The sequence below is a fragment of the Enterobacter cloacae complex sp. 382A5 genome (assembly GCF_050031095.1).
Taxonomy (GTDB): domain Bacteria; phylum Pseudomonadota; class Gammaproteobacteria; order Enterobacterales; family Enterobacteriaceae; genus Enterobacter; species Enterobacter cloacae.
The window spans coordinates 3,278,359-3,291,621 of record NZ_JBLGVK010000001.1; the positions used below are offsets into that span (position 1 = coordinate 3,278,359).

The window sequence follows — 13,263 nt, forward strand, 5'->3', positions numbered from 1 at the left end:
TGTGCAAAGTAACGTAATACCTTTTTGTACAAGGAAATTATCATGCTCCACCCGCGAGCCAGAACCATGCTGTTGCTGGCAATCCCGGCCTTAATTATTGGTATTGTCTCAAGCCTGGTGCTTATCGTCGTGATGAAAGTCGCCTCGGTGCTACAAACGATGTTATGGACGGCGCTTCCGGCTCAGGTGGGTATCAGCGTTGATTCGCCGGCATGGATCATAATGATGCTGACCCTGACGGGGGTTGCGGTGGGTCTGGTGATCCGCTTTAGCCCTGGGCACGCCGGGCCTGATCCGGCGCTGGAACCGCTGATTGGTGCCCCGGTCGCACCTGCAGCGCTGCCAGGGCTCATTATCGCGTTGATTATCGGTCTGGCGGGCGGCGTTAGCCTGGGGCCGGAACACCCGATCATGGCGGTCAACATCGGTCTGGCGGTGTATCTCGGTTCACGCATTTTGCCCCGCGTCGGGGCCCTGGACTGGACGATTCTGGCATCGGCTGGCACCATTGGCGCGCTCTTCGGCACGCCGGTCGCGGCCGCGCTGATTTTCTCGCAGACGCTCTCCAGCAATAACGACGTGCCGCTCTGGGATAAACTCTTTGCGCCACTGATGGCTGCTGCGGCCGGTGCGCTCACCACCAGTCTTTTTTTCAATCCACACTTCTCGCTCTCCCTTCCCCACTATGGCCAGATGCAGATAGCCGATATCTTCAGCGGTGCGGTTGTGGTCGCGATTGCCATTGCGCTGGGGATGATCGCCGTATGGTGTCTGCCGCGTCTGCACCGGCTGGTGCATAAGCTCAAACATCCGGTGCTTATCCTCGGGGTCGGCGGATTGATCCTCGGCATTTTAGGGGCCATCGGCGGTAAGGTAACGCTGTTTAAAGGTCTGGATGAGATGCAACAGCTGGCCTTCAGTCAGGTGTTTAGCGTGTCCGATTATCTGCTGTTTGCGCTCATAAAGCTGGCTGCGCTGGTGGTGGCGGCAGCGTGCGGTTTCCGTGGCGGACGGATCTTCCCGGCGGTCTTTGTTGGCGTCGCGTTGGGGCTGATGCTGCATGAACATGTGGATGCGGTTCCGGCGGCGATTACCGTCTCTTGCTCTATTCTGGGGCTGGTATTGGTGGTGACACGTGATGCCTGGCTGAGCCTGTTTATGGCCGCGGTGGTGGTTCCGGATACTACTCTCATCCCGTTACTTTGCATTGTGATGTTGCCCGCCTGGCTCCTGCTGGCGGGCAAACCGATGATGATGGCCTGGCGTAACGACAAGTGATCAGGCGTTGTTACGCGCTTCCAGCGCTTTGGTAATCGCCCCTAACAGCGGCGGGATATCCGCTTTGGGTAGCATCACTTCAATCAGTGACAGTCGCTCGTGGTGTGCCACTTTTTCGAGCACCTCCGCCAGCTGTTCCGCTTCATCGACCCGCCAGCACTGTGCCTGAGGATCCAGGCTCAGTGCCTGCGGAATTTGCGTCCAGTTCCATAAGGCAATGTCGTTATAGCGCTGTTCCGGTCCGTGAATGGCCCTTTCTACGGTGTACCCTTCATTGTTGAGCACCAGGATAATGGGGTGCTGTTTATCACGCAGCATCGAGCCCAGTTCCTGAATGGTCAACTGCGCGGCGCCATCCCCCGTGAGCACAATGACGCGCCGGTCTGGACAGGCGGTTTGGGCACCATACGCCGCGGCCAGGGTGTAGCCAATGGAGCCCCACAGCGGCTGGACGATAAAATTCACGTCTGCAGGCAGACGCAGATCGATCGCACCAAAGGCTGACGTCCCCTGGTCGGCAAGAATAATGTCACCCGGGCGAATAAAGGTTTGCAGGGTGCTCCAGAAATTCTCCTGAGTGAGCGAGCCCTCGGATTGCGGGAAGGCGATACCGCTGTGAGAGACTGGCGCCAGGGTATCGTGGACATACTGTTTGCAGAGAGCCACCAGCGTCTCGATCGCGTCAGACATAGGGATACCGGTAAACCAGACATCCCCCACCCGTGCGGCATGGGGCTGCACTTCTATCGTTTGCGCCTGCGTCAGCTGATGGGTAAACCCCGCCGTCAGGGTATCGGTAAAACGCGTGCCAATGCACAGTACCGTATCCGCCCCTTCGATGGCCTCTTTTACCGCCCCGACGCTTGCCGAACCACTGTACGTGCCATAAAAACCGGGCTGGCGTTCGTCAAAAATGCCCTTGCCCATCAGCATGGTGGCGTGGGCAATGGGCACCTCTTTCACCCACTTCTGCAGGGCATGTTTCATGCCGTGGCGCATGACCAGGAAATCGGCCAACAGCGCGGTACGCTTGCTTGTTTTCAGTCTGCTCTCGGCGGCATCTCGGAACGCTTTCAGGCAGGCGTTATCGGCATGCACTGTCTTAAACGTGAGAGCGTTTACAGGCGGCGTGGCTGATTTTTTAGCCACATCAGCAGGCAGCATCAGGTAGCCTGGACGTCGCTCCCGCAGCATGGTTGTTAATACTCTGTCGATTTCATAGCAGGCATTTTGTTCGGTCAGGATCGCCTGCGCGACCGTGATCGGTTCACTCATATGGTAGAAGTGGCGGAACTCTCCATCACCCAGCGTGTGGTGCAGCAGCTCCCCTTTTTGCTGTGAGGCCGTGCCCGGTGCCCCCACAATGTGTAACACCGGAACATGCTCAGCAAAGCTGCCGGCCATGCCGTTCATGGCACTTAATTCCCCTACGCCAAATGTTGTCAGCAGCGCGGCAAAGCCCTTACATCGGGCATATCCGTCAGCGGCATAAGATGCGTTTAGCTCATTGGCACAGCCCACCCAACAGATATCCGGGCTGTCGATGACATGATCGAGAAACTGCAGGTTATAGTCGCCCGGCACGCCAAACAGATGATCGGCACCACAATCTGTAAGACGGTCCAGCAGGTAATCGGCGACGCAGTACGGGGTTCGCATAACAGGTGTCCTTCTGACGTTGACCTCACTTTGAGTATTAAATAAGCGTGATGGCTGTCCAGAAATGGCAGAAAGAAGAGTATGGAAAGAATGCTTTACAAAAAAGGCTGCGCTATGCTCTGTTTTTTCGCATCAGTGTAAACGCATACACTGTTCTTACTTTTTAGCGCCAGAGGTCATGGGAATGCACTATCAGCCAGATAAAAACCGTTATCAGACAATGCTGTATCGTCGCTGTGGGCAAAGTGGCGTTAAATTACCCGCCGTCTCTCTTGGGCTCTGGCACAACTTCGGTGACGCCACGCTTATCGAAAACAGCCGTCAACTTTTACAGCGCGCGTTTGATCTTGGTATTACACACTTCGACCTTGCCAATAACTATGGTCCGCCTCCCGGTTCTGCCGAACGCAATTTCGGCCGCATTTTGCAGGAAGATTTTCTGCCGTGGCGCGATGAGCTGATCATCTCGACGAAAGCGGGCTATACCATGTGGGACGGCCCTTACGGTGACTGGGGATCGCGCAAATATCTCATCGCAAGCCTGAATCAAAGTCTGAAACGTATGGGGCTGGAGTATGTCGATATCTTCTACCACCACCGTCCAGACCCGGAAACGCCGCTGCAGGAGACAATGAAAGCGCTTGACCATCTGGTGCGTCAGGGGAAAGCCCTGTATGTCGGTTTGTCCAATTACCCGGCCGAGCTTGCACGGCAGGCTATCGACATACTCCATGACCTTGGCACGCCGTGTCTGATCCATCAGCCGAAATATTCAATGTTTGAACGTGCTCCGGAAGCGGGCTTGCTGGACGTTTTGCAGGAAAAAGGTGTCGGCTGCATTCCGTTTTCGCCGCTGGCGGGTGGTCAACTGACCGATCGTTATCTGAACGGCATTCCGGCGGACTCCCGTGCCGCGAGCGGGAGTAAGTTCCTGAACCCGGATCAGATAACCCAGGAGAAACTGGAAAAAGTCAAAAAGTTGAACGCGCTGGCAGAAAGCCGGGGACAGAAGCTGTCTCAGATGGCGCTGGCCTGGATTTTGCGCCACGAGGCGGTAACTTCCGTACTGATTGGCGCCAGTAAAACCGGGCAAATAGACGATGCAGTGGGCATGCTGGAGAACCGCCATTTCACGGCGGAAGAGCTTGCCACCATAGACGGGATCCTGAATAGCTCAAAATAAATCCTGTTTTAGCAAAAAGTGCTATCACGTCTGAATTCGGAGTTGAGGCGATGAAACGAGGCTTTCCCAACTCGTAAAATTGCGTTAACAGGCCCCCTAAGGCCCCGATCGTGAAGGAGAAGAGTATGTTCAGGTCACTGATTCTTGCAGCGGTATTACTGGCTTCGGCCCCGCTGGTCGCCACTGCTGGCGAAATCACCCTGTTGCCATCAGTAAAATTACAAATTGGCGATCGTGACGACTACGGCAGATACTGGGACGGTGGCTACTGGCGCGACCGTGACTACTGGCACCGTCACTATGAGTGGCGCGGCGACCGCTGGTGGAAACATGATAATGGTTTGCACCGCGGCTGGTACAAAAACAACGCCTACGAGCGTGGTTATCGCGAAGGCTGGAACGACCGTGATGACCGCCGTGGCGGTTGGGATCGCGGCGGTAAAGGTCGCGGTGGACATGGTCACGGCCACGGTCGTCACTAATCTAAAAAAGGAGCCTCCCGGCTCCTTTTTCTTTTATAACCCCAATGCCGTGCCTATCAGTAACCACAGGTTCAGCGCCACTACCACAACCACGATGACCCATCCGGTCCGTTTCACCAGCGTGGTGTTAACCAGTTCACCCATCAGATGTTTGTTGCTGGTAAAGATCAGCAGCGGCACCAGCGCAAGTGCGATCCCGAAGCTCAGCAGCACCTGGCTCATGACCAGAATGCGTGTTGGGTCCAGCCCCATGAGGATCACCACAAATGACGGCAACATTGTGACGGTGCGACGTACCCACAGCGGTATATGGAAGCGGACGAACCCCTGCATGACCACCTGCCCGGCCAGTGTTCCTACCACCGTAGAGGAGAGACCTGCCGCCACCAGGCTTAAGCCAAATATGGTCGCAGCCGCATGGCTCAGTAACGGCTCCAGCGTCAGATAGGCCTGGTCGAGATCGGCAATGCCGGTGTGACCGTTAAAGTGGAACGCTGCGGCAGCGGTAGCCATCATCGCCAGATTCACAAAACCGGCAATCGTCATGGCGATAGCCACATCCCATTTGGTTGCCGAGTAGCGTTCTTTGCGCGTCCCCCCGTGCAGGTGCTGGGTTAACGAGGAGTGAAGGTAAATCACATGTGGCATGATGGTCGCCCCCAGCACCCCGGCAGCGAGGAACACCGCTTCAGAGGTTGGCAGGCTTGGGATCACCATCCCTTTACCGAGCTGCGCCAGGTTAGGCTGCGAGAAAATCAGTTCGACAATATAGGCCGCAGCGACAAACAGCAGCAGGCCGCCGATGACTTTTTCCAGCGGTTTTTGCCCCCGACGCTGCAGCATCAGAATAAGGAAGGTGGCAATGCCGGTAAGCACCGCCCCCTGCAGCAGCGATACGCCAAGGATCAGCTTGAAACCAATTGCCGCACCAATGAATTCGGCAAGATCGGTTGCCATCGCAATGATTTCCGCCTGGATCCAGTACAACCATACCGCCGGGCGCGGGTAATGATCGCGGATCTGTTCCGCCAGGTTTTTACCGGTGGCAATACCCAGTTTTGCGGAGAGCATCTGAATCAGCATAGCCATCAGGTTAGCCCAGACAACCACCCACAGAAGCTTATAGCCAAAGCTGGCCCCGGCCTGAATATTGGTCGCAAAATTGCCTGGATCGATATAGCCAATGGCAGCGATGAACGCAGGTCCCATTAATGCGAACCGCAACTTGCGCGCTGCTCTGCCACTGCTACCCTCTACGCGACTGTTTGTCATTTCTGCCTCTGAAATATAGCCTTTGCTATGTTTAATGCTATCAAAATGAGAATGATTATCAAGATCATTTGTAACGATTGCAGTGATTTCTCTGATAGCTTTGAACGATAGACAGGCGGGTAAGCGGGGGCGCTCTAACAGAAACCGAAATCGCGCGCTCTTTTGTGAAGACTAGCACACAAACTTAACTTTTCACTCATTTACCTAACATAACAAAAATGTATTGTGGATCACTATTTTTGAGACTCGTCACAAGATGTAACTATAGTGTGTCCTTGATCTCGTTTTCTTTTCGGTTGTTACATAGAATGTGCACGAAAATTAAACCTGCCTCATATTTGGAGCAAATATGGACCGCGTCCTTCACTTTGTCCTGGCACTCGTTGTCGTTACTGCGCTTGCGTTGCTGGTCAGCCATGACCGTAAAAAAATCCGCATTCGCTTTGTTGTTCAGCTTCTCGTTATTGAAGTTTTGCTCGCGTGGTTCTTCCTGAACTCCAACGTGGGGCTTGGCTTCGTAAAAGGCTTCTCCGAAATGTTCGAAAAACTGCTCGGATTCGCCAACGAAGGGACGAACTTTGTCTTCGGTAAAATGAACGACGAAGGGCTGGCGTTCTTCTTCCTGAAAGTACTTTGCCCAATCGTCTTCATCTCTGCGCTGATTGGTATTCTGCAACACATCCGTGTTCTGCCGATTGTGATCCGCGCCATTGGTACCGTACTGTCCAAAGTTAACGGTATGGGTAAGCTGGAATCATTCAACGCCGTCAGCTCCCTGATTCTGGGCCAGTCAGAGAACTTTATCGCGTATAAAGATATTCTCGGCAAGATGTCCCGTAACCGTATGTACACCATGGCCGCAACAGCAATGTCCACCGTTTCCATGTCTATCGTGGGCGCGTATATGACCATGCTGGAACCAAAATATGTGGTTGCTGCTCTGGTGCTGAATATGTTCAGTACCTTTATCGTGCTGTCACTGATCAACCCATACCGTGTTGAGGAAGGCGAAGAGAACCTGCAGATGGCAAATCTGCACGAAGGTCAGAGCTTCTTTGAAATGCTGGGTGAATATATTCTGGCGGGCTTTAAAGTGGCGATTATCGTTGCCGCGATGCTGATCGGCTTCATCGCCCTGATCTCTGCCCTGAACGCCCTGTTCGCCGCGGTTCTGGGCATCTCCTTCCAGGGCATCCTGGGCTACATCTTCTACCCTGTTGCCTGGGTGATGGGTGTCCCTGCTCACGAAGCGCTGCAGGTTGGCAGTATCATGGCGACCAAACTGGTTTCTAACGAGTTCGTTGCAATGATGGATCTGCAGAAAATCGCCAGCACGCTTTCTCCACGTGCGGAAGGCATCCTGTCCGTGTTCCTGGTTTCCTTCGCGAACTTCTCGTCCATCGGTATCATCGCCGGTGCGATTAAAGGTCTGAACGAAGAACAGGGTAACGTTGTTTCTCGCTTCGGTCTGAAACTGGTTTACGGCTCAACGCTGGTGAGCGTACTGTCAGCGTCTATCGCAGCACTGGTACTGTAACCCGTCACGTTATATGAGAACCGGGAGCCTGGCTCCCGGTTTTTTTATGCCTGCAGTGCGTCAAGCGGCGTCGGCTTGCCTATCAGGTATCCCTGCAGGTAATCCACACCAAAACGCAGCAGCATGTCGCGTTGCGCCGGCGTCTCCACATATTCTGCCACCACACTCAGTGATTTGGTTTTTGCCAGATTACAAATCGACTGCACAATCATCGCGTCCATGTCGTCGGTACAGATATCTTTAACAAAGCAGCCATCTATTTTAATGATATCCGCCTGAAGGCGTCTGAGTCGTTCGTAGTTGGCATAGCCGGTACCAAAATCATCAATCGCGATACGGAACCCACGATCCCGCAGCTGCTGAAGATTTTTGATACTGCTGCCAGAGTTCGAGAAGGCCTGCTCTTCCGTGATCTCAAGGACAACCTCCTGCGGTGCGATACCATAGTGTTCGAACAACGCGCTAATCTCGGTAGCCACCTCTTTTTGCATCAACGTCAGGGGCATCAGGTTGACAGAAAAGCGAGTGCCACCCTGCGACGCAGGATGATCGCGCAACCACAACAACAGTTTTTCCAGCACGCACATATCAAACCGGTGGCTCAGGTTAAACTGGGCAATCAGCGGGATGAAGCGGTCAGGCGTGATAATCTCTCCCTCGCTTTCCATGCGCGCCAGTATTTCGTAATAACCGCTGCCGTCCGCTTTTTGGATTGGCTGGGCATATAAATGAAACTGACCGGCATCCAGGGCATGTTTGATACGCGCTAACATCAGCACCCGTTCTGTGGTTTGCCCCGACGCGGCCTCCAGGCTATTGGTGAGCGCGAGTACGTTATGCGCTCCGCATGACTGCTCGGCAAGCCAGCTCAGTTGGCCCAGCGTATGGTGCAAGTTCTCGCCGTTTTCGACCATTCCCCAGGATGCGCCAAACTCGATATCCAGCCCCGTGTTGTTCCAGTAAATTTTTCGGCTGTTTAATTGATCGACCATATGCTGCAGCCGTTCAGCGGTTTCAGGCCCCAGCAATACAATGACCAGCTCGCTGCCTGGCAACTGGAAGAGCTTCTCATCTTTCTGCAACAGCGGCTGCAGGGAGGTGGTTACCCTACGTTTGCAATGCACCCGCATGAGAATGCCGTAGTGGCGGCTTAAAAATTCCAGGTTGTCCATCCGCAGGCAGCAGATTTTTGCATCCGGCTGAGCCTGAAGAAACTCTTCCAGCGCCCGAATATTCGGTAAACCAGTCAGCGGGTCGGTCAGCGCCCTGTCCTGCCAGTCCTGCTTCAACCAGTTGCTTCGCTGGTAGAGCCGCGACATATAAAGCAGACAGATAGCGAAAGAGATCAGCACAGACAGGATAAAGGAGAGTGAATGCCCAGATTCGACGCCATTAAGGAAGTTGTAGTTATAGGTCAACAGCAGCAGAGCGGATGCAGCCCACAGTAAAGAGATGAGCGCATAGCTGAGGCGACTGATACCTAGCGTAAAGAGAATAAAAATGACTGGCATTAAATAGCCAGCAATAACCGGTGACTCAAATGGCGCACATAACACGGCAAGGGTGAAAATTAAAAAAGCCAGCCAGATGAATACATACAAAGATTTTTTGTGAAAAAACACTGGCTTCACGCTCCGCAGCCAAAAGGTTCTGACATAGCGGGGATTAATTATCATTCTTAATGGATAATAGAACATCATGGTGAAAATCAACGCTGCGCATATCAAGCTTTGAATATCAACGATGTTATAAATTACGGTGCCTTCGCCAAAGAATGTTGAGATAGTCACGGGAAAATCAAATAAAAAGCCAGCCAGATACATCAACCCTTTAATGCCTATCGGCACCATAAAGCCCAGCCAGAATATACGTTGCCCAATGTGTTTGTTCGGCACGCAGTGACGCCAGCGTTTGCCCAGCACAAGGCGCAGGACACCGCAGGCAGCAAAGACAGAAAACGTCTGACAGATCAATAATACTAAATATTGTAGTGGTGCTAAATTAATATTATAGATGTTAGCAATAGTGAAACTTAAAAGAATGGGAATGATTGCCCGACGCCCAAATAACAAAATGACAGCCAGCATAACGCTTAACGGCAGCCATGCCAGATAAACATCATGACCATTTACTATAGCGCGTGGAGAGATATAACGGGAAAAGGGCACCGTAATCAAACACAGCGCCAGAGCAATCATAAATATCTTTACATTATTGTAAGTTTTTCTATTCATTAAGTTGGATAATCTGTTTTACCATGCAAATTATTGGCCGGACGGATAATAGGTTTATTAATTGCTCGAATCAAGTTGAAGTCCATTTATAGACTCGTTTATTGATTTGGATTGAGGCGAGGTATAGGAACGCTGCTAATTTGGCAACAAAAGAGGGTGAAGGTCGTTACAAAGACATAAAAAAACCCCCGTCTTTCGACGAGGGTTCAAATTTTGGTGGAGCTAAGCGGGATCGAACCGCTGACCTCTTGCATGCCATGCAAGCGCTCTCCCAGCTGAGCTATAGCCCCACATGTTACTTTACTTACCCTACTCTGTTGGGTTCAGAGTTTGGTGGAGCTAAGCGGGATCGAACCGCTGACCTCTTGCATGCCATGCAAGCGCTCTCCCAGCTGAGCTATAGCCCCATCGTAAAGCTGTCATGTTGACGGGCGGCATAATATGAATTCCGCTGCGGAGTGTCAACGGCAAAATCAATCACTGCCGTTCAATCGCCGAAAAATCATGCAAATGAACCACTTTGCGAGCCGCCTCGCAGTCAGGAGTTAAGCCTGTCACGTTTTCACCTAAAACGGTGCTATAAAATGAACCGTTAATTGACCCCACAAATATTCAGGAAATTGTATGATCAAGGAACGAATGACGCCAGAAGAGTTAGCCCTCCTCACTGGCTATAGCCGCCAGACCATCAATAAATGGGTACGCAAAGAGGGTTGGATTACATCGCCAAAACCGGGAGTTCAGGGCGGGAAAGCGCGCCTGGTACATGTGAACGAGAAAGTGCGTGACTTTATCCGCAGCGCGCGCCGGGCAACGGAAACCGCAGATATGCCGGAAAATGCGTTGCAAAACGGTTCTCTGCACACATTACTTCTGACGCTGGCGAATGAAATGACGCCGGAAGAGCAAAAGCAGATGACATCGCTGTTACTGCGGGAAGGGATTACCGGATTGTTGCAACGTTTAGGGATTCGCGACCATAACTGATATGAAAAGATTACGCAGCAAAATGACCACGGAAGAGCTGGCGAACAGCCTGGGTGTTGCCCGACAAACCGTTAACCGCTGGATTCGTCAGCAGGGCTGGAAAACCGAAGGGATCAATGGCGTGAAAGGGGGACGGGCGCGGCTGATCCATATTGATGCTCGGGTGAAGGAGCATATCATGAACCTCCCGGCCATTCGCAACCGTCAGGCGGTTTACCGCCTGGCAGAAGCAACGATGCCCTATGGCGATCCTGCGTCGTCGAATCTGCTTGTGCAGATTATCGACACGCTGGAAAACATGACGCAGCTGGAACAGGAGCGACTGCACGTGTTGCTAAAACGCGAAGGCATCAGCGGTTTTCTTACGCGCCTGGGTATTGCTGAATTACACGCATAAAAAAACGGCAGGTTACCCTGCCGTTTTTGCATCTCAGGCTGTTTTACTGCTGGTTTTCGCGTTCAGCAATAAATCCCAGAGCCTTGTTAATACGCGCCACGCTGCGAGACTTACCGATCGCGTGAACGGTAACATCCAGCGCCGGAGACTGACCCGCACCGGTCACCGCTACGCGCAGTGGCATACCTACTTTACCCATACCGACTTCCAGTTCGTCAGCGGTAGCCTGAATCGCATGATGCACATTCTCGGCGGTCCACTCAGTGAGGGCAGCCAGTTTGTCACGTACCACTTCCAGCGGCTGACGCGCAACAGGACGCAGATGTTTCTTCGCGGCATCCGCATCGAACTCATCAAACTCTTCATAGAAGTAGCGGCAGCTTTCGGCGATCTCTTTCAGCGTCTTGCAACGCTCGCCGAGCAGTTTCACCAGCTCCGCCAGCTCAGGGCCAGTACGGGTATCAATATTGGCCTGCTCAATGTGCCACTGCAGGTAAGTCGCCACATATTCCGGCGGCATGGTATTGATGTAGTGGTGGTTCAGCCACAGCAGCTTGTCAGTGTTGAACGCACTGGCGGATTTGCTCACAGAGTTCAGAGAGAACAGATCGATCATCTCTTCGCGGCTGAAAATTTCCTGATCGCCATGAGCCCAGCCCAGACGCACCAGGTAGTTCAGCAGCGCTTCCGGCAGATAGCCGTCGTCGCGATACTGCATAACGCTGACCGCACCGTGACGTTTAGACAGCTTTTTACCGTCGTCACCGTTGATCATTGAAACGTGCGCATAGACCGGAACAGGGGCATTTAACGCTTTCAGGATGTTGATCTGGCGCGGGGTGTTATTGATATGGTCTTCGCCACGGATAACGTGGGTGATTTCCATGTCCCAGTCGTCAACCACCACGCAGAAGTTATAAGTTGGAGAACCGTCGGTACGGCGGATGATCAGATCGTCCAGCTCCTGGTTGCTGAATTCGATTGGGCCACGGATCTGGTCGTCAAAAATAACAGAGCCGTCCTGTGGGTTAGCAAAACGCACCACGCAAGGTTCATCAGCGGCATGCTCGCTGTGGTCATGGCGGCAGCGGCCGTCGTAACGCGGCTTTTCGCCTTTCGCCATCTGCTCTTCACGTAGCGCATCCAGGCGCTCTTTAGAGCAATAGCATTTGTATGCCGTACCCGCGACCAGCATCTCGTCAATTACCGCGTTATAACGGTCAAAACGTTTGGTCTGGAAGTAAGGACCTTCATCCCACTGCAGATTCAGCCAGTTCATCCCATCCATAATGGCTTCAATTGCTTCCGGCGTGGAGCGCTCGAGATCGGTGTCTTCAATACGCAGCACGAACTCACCTTTGTTGTGGCGTGCAAAAAGCCAGGAATAGAGAGCAGTACGTGCACCACCGACGTGCAGGTAGCCTGTCGGGCTGGGCGCGAAGCGAGTTTTGATTTTCATGAAATGGCCTTACGTTATAAAGATGCCGGCAATCGGCAAATCCTGGGGAAAAAACGATGGGCAATATTCTATCACTGTGCGGCGATTCCTCAATGTCGATCCCTTTATCGTGACCGAGTTTGCTGTTTTTGTTTAGAAATCATGCGCCACAGCCCATTTCACGATCGTTTTGTTTAATTTTACGACGAACGAATAAAAACTTTAGAAAATGCGTTGACTCATTTTCAACTCTCCCTATAATGCGACTCCACACAGCGGGGGTGATTAGCTCAGTTGGTAGAGCATCTCCTTTACACGGAGGGGGTCGGCGGTTCGAGCCCGTCATCACCCACCATCTACTTCACGTAGACTCGCAGTGTAGATAAGAATTGAGATTGGGCGATTAGCTCAGTTGGTAGAGCATCTCCTTTACACGGAGGGGGTCGGCGGTTCGAGCCCGTCATCGCCCACCATTCTCACCTTATCGCAGCAGTTCCGAAATGGGCGATTAGCTCAGTTGGTAGAGCATCTCCTTTACACGGAGGGGGTCGGCGGTTCGAGCCCGTCATCGCCCACCATTTCGGGTCGTTAGCTCAGTTGGTAGAGCAGTTGACTTTTAATCAATTGGTCGCAGGTTCGAATCCTGCACGACCCACCAATGTTAAAAAGCGCCCTAAAGGCGCTTTTTTGCTATCTGCGATATGGACGGTTCGAATCTTTTGCACAGAAACTTCCTGTAGCCGCTCCAGCCAGCCTAACGCCCTGCCAGATATAGCAGTTTTCCTCAAGCTCCCAC

Annotated in this window: 10 protein-coding genes and 6 tRNA genes; 10 read left to right on the top strand and 6 right to left on the bottom strand. The window is 52.8% G+C overall.

The features are described 5' to 3' along the window. Positions 1-42 precede the first annotated feature (42 nt). Positions 43-1,278 (top strand): ion channel protein, encoded by a 1,236-nt coding sequence (locus tag ACQG2G_RS15425; RefSeq protein WP_029881751.1) that lies wholly within the window; start codon positions 43-45, stop codon positions 1,276-1,278. Here the strand turns inward: ACQG2G_RS15425 and ipdC are convergent, their stop codons facing one another. Then, entirely contained in the window at positions 1,279-2,937 is a 1,659-nt protein-coding gene (gene ipdC, locus ACQG2G_RS15430) for an indolepyruvate decarboxylase (RefSeq protein ID WP_248079037.1), read from the bottom strand. Positions 2,938-3,121: 184 nt separating this feature from the next. Between ipdC and mgrA the strand changes: the two genes are divergently transcribed. Together mgrA and ACQG2G_RS15440 are read left to right on the top strand one after the other, a co-directional pair. Further along, positions 3,122-4,120, top strand: coding sequence for an L-glyceraldehyde 3-phosphate reductase (gene mgrA / locus ACQG2G_RS15435; RefSeq protein WP_023619795.1), 999 nt, complete (start codon positions 3,122-3,124; stop codon positions 4,118-4,120). A gap of 125 nt (positions 4,121-4,245) precedes the next feature. Beyond that, positions 4,246-4,602 (top strand): DUF2502 domain-containing protein, encoded by a 357-nt coding sequence (locus ACQG2G_RS15440; RefSeq protein WP_013098185.1) that lies wholly within the window; start codon positions 4,246-4,248, stop codon positions 4,600-4,602. A 33-nt stretch (positions 4,603-4,635) separates the two neighbouring features. Here ACQG2G_RS15440 and ACQG2G_RS15445 read toward each other — a convergent pair whose 3' ends face one another. Then, complete coding sequence (locus ACQG2G_RS15445; protein ID WP_038984362.1) at positions 4,636-5,874, bottom strand: Nramp family divalent metal transporter; 1,239 nt, start codon at positions 5,872-5,874, stop codon at positions 4,636-4,638. A 349-nt stretch (positions 5,875-6,223) separates the two neighbouring features. On the opposite strand from ACQG2G_RS15445, the gene ACQG2G_RS15450 reads away from it, so the two are divergent. Further along, positions 6,224-7,411 carry a NupC/NupG family nucleoside CNT transporter gene (locus ACQG2G_RS15450; RefSeq protein WP_013098187.1) on the top strand — a complete coding sequence of 396 codons (1,188 nt, stop codon included), beginning with the start codon at positions 6,224-6,226 and terminating at the stop codon, positions 7,409-7,411. Between the two features lie 44 nt (positions 7,412-7,455). Here the strand turns inward: ACQG2G_RS15450 and ACQG2G_RS15455 are convergent, their stop codons facing one another. The 3 genes from ACQG2G_RS15455 to ACQG2G_RS15465 form a co-directional block, all read right to left on the bottom strand. Further along, positions 7,456-9,645 (bottom strand): EAL domain-containing protein, encoded by a 2,190-nt coding sequence (locus tag ACQG2G_RS15455; protein ID WP_094084933.1) that lies wholly within the window; start codon positions 9,643-9,645, stop codon positions 7,456-7,458. Between the two features lie 214 nt (positions 9,646-9,859). Further along, positions 9,860-9,935 (bottom strand) — tRNA-Ala (locus tag ACQG2G_RS15460). A gap of 41 nt (positions 9,936-9,976) precedes the next feature. Further along, positions 9,977-10,052, bottom strand: a tRNA-Ala gene (locus ACQG2G_RS15465). A 217-nt stretch (positions 10,053-10,269) separates the two neighbouring features. Between ACQG2G_RS15465 and ACQG2G_RS15470 the strand changes: the two genes are divergently transcribed. After that, positions 10,270-10,632: a YfeC-like transcriptional regulator gene (locus tag ACQG2G_RS15470; RefSeq protein ID WP_020690601.1), complete on the top strand. Its 363-nt coding sequence runs from the start codon at positions 10,270-10,272 to the stop codon at positions 10,630-10,632. Between the two features lies 1 nt (position 10,633). Then, positions 10,634-11,029 carry a YfeC-like transcriptional regulator gene (locus ACQG2G_RS15475; protein ID WP_094084934.1) on the top strand — a complete coding sequence of 132 codons (396 nt, stop codon included), beginning with the start codon at positions 10,634-10,636 and terminating at the stop codon, positions 11,027-11,029. Positions 11,030-11,072: 43 nt separating this feature from the next. Here ACQG2G_RS15475 and gltX read toward each other — a convergent pair whose 3' ends face one another. Continuing rightward, complete coding sequence (gene gltX, locus ACQG2G_RS15480) at positions 11,073-12,488, bottom strand: glutamate--tRNA ligase (RefSeq protein WP_061772724.1); 1,416 nt, start codon at positions 12,486-12,488, stop codon at positions 11,073-11,075. A 258-nt stretch (positions 12,489-12,746) separates the two neighbouring features. Between gltX and ACQG2G_RS15485 the strand changes: the two genes are divergently transcribed. The 4 genes from ACQG2G_RS15485 to ACQG2G_RS15500 all read left to right on the top strand — a co-directional run bounded on the left by ACQG2G_RS15485 (position 12,747) and on the right by ACQG2G_RS15500 (position 13,125). Then, positions 12,747-12,822 (top strand) — tRNA-Val (locus ACQG2G_RS15485). 42 nt (positions 12,823-12,864) lie between these two features. Next, positions 12,865-12,940, top strand: a tRNA-Val gene (locus tag ACQG2G_RS15490). 29 nt (positions 12,941-12,969) lie between these two features. Beyond that, positions 12,970-13,045, top strand: a tRNA-Val gene (locus tag ACQG2G_RS15495). A gap of 4 nt (positions 13,046-13,049) precedes the next feature. Next, positions 13,050-13,125: transfer RNA gene (locus ACQG2G_RS15500), tRNA-Lys, on the top strand. The last annotated feature ends 138 nt before the right edge of the window (positions 13,126-13,263 follow it).

Bases quoted from the DNA above. Each gene is read 5' to 3' on its own strand.
- mgrA (WP_023619795.1), top strand. From the start codon at position 3,122: ATGCACTATCAGCCAGATAAAAACCGTTATCAGACAATGCTGTATCGT.
- gltX (WP_061772724.1), bottom strand. From the start codon at position 12,488: ATGAAAATCAAAACTCGCTTCGCGCCCAGCCCGACAGGCTACCTGCAC.
- ACQG2G_RS15455 (WP_094084933.1), bottom strand. From the start codon at position 9,645: ATGAATAGAAAAACTTACAATAATGTAAAGATATTTATGATTGCTCTG.
- ACQG2G_RS15475 (WP_094084934.1), top strand. From the start codon at position 10,634: ATGAAAAGATTACGCAGCAAAATGACCACGGAAGAGCTGGCGAACAGC.
- ACQG2G_RS15425 (WP_029881751.1), top strand. From the start codon at position 43: ATGCTCCACCCGCGAGCCAGAACCATGCTGTTGCTGGCAATCCCGGCC.
- ACQG2G_RS15440 (WP_013098185.1), top strand. From the start codon at position 4,246: ATGTTCAGGTCACTGATTCTTGCAGCGGTATTACTGGCTTCGGCCCCG.
- ipdC (WP_248079037.1), bottom strand. From the start codon at position 2,937: ATGCGAACCCCGTACTGCGTCGCCGATTACCTGCTGGACCGTCTTACA.
- ACQG2G_RS15445 (WP_038984362.1), bottom strand. From the start codon at position 5,874: ATGACAAACAGTCGCGTAGAGGGTAGCAGTGGCAGAGCAGCGCGCAAG.
- ACQG2G_RS15450 (WP_013098187.1), top strand. From the start codon at position 6,224: ATGGACCGCGTCCTTCACTTTGTCCTGGCACTCGTTGTCGTTACTGCG.
- ACQG2G_RS15470 (WP_020690601.1), top strand. From the start codon at position 10,270: ATGATCAAGGAACGAATGACGCCAGAAGAGTTAGCCCTCCTCACTGGC.